The organism is Sphingomonas sp. CCH9-E2 (genome assembly GCF_001557215.1).
GTDB lineage: Bacteria > Pseudomonadota > Alphaproteobacteria > Sphingomonadales > Sphingomonadaceae > Sphingomonas.
The window spans coordinates 1-3075 of record NZ_LSJM01000290.1; the positions used below are offsets into that span (position 1 = coordinate 1).

Here is a 3075-nt window from a genome sequence, read left to right on the forward strand (position 1 = left end):
ACGGTTTGCCCGGTGACGATCGGCAACCGCAAAGCCTTTTTCCGCGCCCAAGCCGCAGGCCGGGCCGTGCAGGAGTTCGAGCCGCATGGGCCAGCGGCCGACGAAATCCGCCGACTATACGAGTATACAAATATACGCCTATACAATCAGGCGGAGGTGGCGTGATGGCGAAGGGCGGAAACAGTCTGCAAGCGGTGCTGAACCGCGCCAAGGCGGACGGAGACGCGGCCCCGGCCCCAGCGTCGGCGATCGAGCCGGTAGACGTGACCCGCAAGGCCCCGCCGAGCGGCCGACAGGGGACCAAGCTGATTGGCGGGCATTTCCCTCCCGAGGTCAGCACGCAGCTTCGCATTATCGCGGCCGAGGAAGGGACGACCGTTCAAAGCCTGCTGGGCGAGGCGCTGGACGACCTGTTTGTGAAGAAGGGAAGGGGGCGCATCGCCGGCTAGTATAGATGTATACAACTATACACCTATACATCTATACTAGCGCAAGGGGGCAGTCTTGTGCTTGTTGCGACAGAAGCCGATGAAGGCGGCGCGGGGGCTTTTCAGTTCCGGCCGCCCGCTGTCGATCCACCATGACACCCATTGGTCATAGAGCGCGTAAACGTCATAGCCAGGCGCAACGCTCTTGGCGTCGTGGAAGCCTTCGGGGTCGATATAGGGCCGCTCGGGTTCCGCCTCGATCGCCTCGACCGTATCCAGAGCCTCGCGATTGCGGAACGTGACCGTATCGCCGTTCATTTCCACGGCATAGTCGGGCAGATGATCGTGCGCGACGAGATCGCGCAGCATCGAGCGGAACACGCGCAAATGGCTACTCGCGCCGGTCTTTTTCTGTAGCGTTTCGACCGAGATCGACCATTTTTCCTGCGCGCCGCAATGCTTGCGCGCCAGCTCGTAGATACGCCGTTCGAGCGGCTTGCGGAGGCGGAAATAGTCGCGATGGAGCGTCAGGACGCTGCGCCCCTCAACCATCTTGAACAGCCAGTCGGATAGCGTGACCTTGATTTCCGACATTTGGCCGGAGCGGGTTTGCCGCACGATCCGCCATTCATTGATGAGGCCGAAACCTTCGGTGATTTCCTCGCCATCGGCCTTGATATTCGTGGTGATCCGCGTCCCCGACAGCCGCTCGAACGCGCTCCGCAGCCGGTCATAGCCGTCGCCATCGGTTTGCCGGTTGGTCCACACCAGTAGATCGCGAGCAGTGAGGTGCAAGGTGCGGCTCGGTCGCTCCCCCTGGTTCATCTTCCCGATGAGCTGGGAGATGCAGTAGATCAGAATATCCTTGTCGTGGATCGTCGCCAGCCCTTTGACGCTGGGGACGATTTCGAGCTTGTTGCCGTTATGCTCATAGCGGAACACGCGCCGATCGGGCTTGGTCGCGAGCGAGAAAATCGGATGCTCCATCGAGGCCATGTCATCCTTGGGGATGGCGTCGAGAACATCGCAAATGAACAGATCGGGATCGGGGTAGCGAACAGGCAGCAGGGGAGGGCGTCCCTCCGCGCCGTTCGGGGTTTCATTGACGGCAAGCGGGAGTTCGGGGTTTCGTTGACGGTCAGGCTCGATTCGGGGTTTCATTGACGCGCACCGTAGATTCGGGGTTTCATTGACGCAACGGAAAAGTTCGGGGTTTCATTGACGGGTGATCGCGATTCGGGGTTTCGTTGACGCAGATTCGGGGTTCTGGAGTCACCAGATTCGGGGTTCCGTTGACGCCGAGGGCAAAAAAACGCCCGATTATTCTAATATTTTCAGTTGCTTATGAAACCGCCAAAATCCCGTAACACGACTCTTTAACCCATATATTAACACTAGGCCGACCTGTGGATAACTTTAACCGCAGCGCCCACTCGACGCCGGATCATCGTGGTTTCACCCACCAGCGTCCCGCCAGATCGAACAACTTGTCCTGATTTTCGGGACAGAGGCAGCGTGATCCACTGGTGCCGCGCTACCGGCACCGGTCAGAGGGAAGAAAAGCGCCGCCTCTTGGGGGCTTCGCCCCCGCCGGCTCGCGGCCTTCGGCCGCCCCGGATCGCTTTGCGATCCTCCCACCCGGCATCCCCATGATGAGCCGGCTTCGCCGGCACGCTTTTTGCTAGATTGAGGATCGTTTAAACGCCCCGCTTCTATCGACACCACAGCGCCAGCGGCACCGTCGCAATTGGCTTTCCAGGAAAGCCAGGCGGATAGGGCGGTGATCGAGCCGAGAGGGCAGGGGAGGCGGAAACGTCGCAGCAGGGGCGATTTCCGGGCCGCTGGGCTTCATTCTGGACGTTTGGCAGGCCGGGGAGGGTCCAAGCGGCAATGGCGCTCTACGGGCTTCCCATGCGGCCGATTTCTGGAAAGCTAGATCCTCGCGAGGTCGGGGATCGAAACGGCGAGCCTCAAGGTTTGTGCGCCAGGCAACGATTTCACGGATTTGGCCCCGAACATTGCTGCGGGAGAGGGCGGAATCCTACGCCAAGAGCCGGCAGGGCAGGGCGCGGAAAGTCCGCTAAACAACGCCAAGGGCGAACAGACGGCGAACATGTATATTTGTATACGCCTATACATTCGCGCCTAGTGGCGCGTCCGCTTCGGTGGCGTCGGCGCGGAAGCGCGACGTTTTTCTCAACTAGCATCGTTGACCCCTTACGGGCAGTGACCGCAAAAAGAGGCAACCAGCGCTCCAGCGCGGTTCTCGAACTCATCTCTCTGGCCGCTCGCCCAGCTTCGTGATCATACCATAAGCTGCGCCGACCCGAAGCCCGATCTCAGCTTCCTCATCGCCAGCCGGGCGGCCACTGACCGTCTCCAGCGCGATAAGCAGATGCTCCGCGACATCCATGCGGCCATCGGCAAAAGCCCGCTTGAACGCGGCCAGGATCAGATCGTCCAGCTCGGGCTCATTATCATTCACGTCTCACTCCTTGGATCCCCGCTCCGCCCGTTCCTTTGATCAGAGCCGCTCCAGCTCGAGCCCCCAGCGTTGTCTGCACTGCTCGAGCTTGGCGAGGACGTCAGTCCGAACCGTCGAGCAGTCGCACCTGTCGGCCAAGCGCACGCTGGACCAACTCGGCAT

General features: G+C 60.8%; 3 protein-coding genes. 1 reads left to right on the forward strand and 2 read right to left on the reverse strand.

The genetic code is table 11. The features are described 5' to 3' along the window. Nucleotides 1-164: 164 nt before the first annotated feature. The gene (locus AX681_RS13485; protein ID WP_017501683.1) at nucleotides 165-449 is read left to right on the forward strand and encodes a ribbon-helix-helix domain-containing protein; all 285 of its coding nucleotides are present in this window, start codon (nucleotides 165-167) and stop codon (nucleotides 447-449) included. Between the two features lie 36 nt (nucleotides 450-485). Here AX681_RS13485 and AX681_RS13490 read toward each other — a convergent pair whose 3' ends face one another. Continuing rightward, complete coding sequence (locus AX681_RS13490) at nucleotides 486-1589, reverse strand: replication initiator protein A (protein ID WP_004213366.1); 1104 nt, start codon at nucleotides 1587-1589, stop codon at nucleotides 486-488. Between the two features lie 1111 nt (nucleotides 1590-2700). Next, nucleotides 2701-2913, reverse strand: a complete 213-nt coding sequence (locus tag AX681_RS13495; protein WP_004213002.1) for a hypothetical protein — start codon at nucleotides 2911-2913, stop codon at nucleotides 2701-2703. Between the last annotated feature and the right edge of the window lie 162 nt (nucleotides 2914-3075).

Excerpts from the sequence above, each read along its gene's own strand:
- AX681_RS13490 (WP_004213366.1), bottom strand. The coding sequence starts at position 1,589 with ATGAAACCCCGAATCGAGCCTGACCGTCAACGAAACCCCGAACTCCCG.
- AX681_RS13485 (WP_017501683.1), top strand. The coding sequence starts at position 165 with ATGGCGAAGGGCGGAAACAGTCTGCAAGCGGTGCTGAACCGCGCCAAG.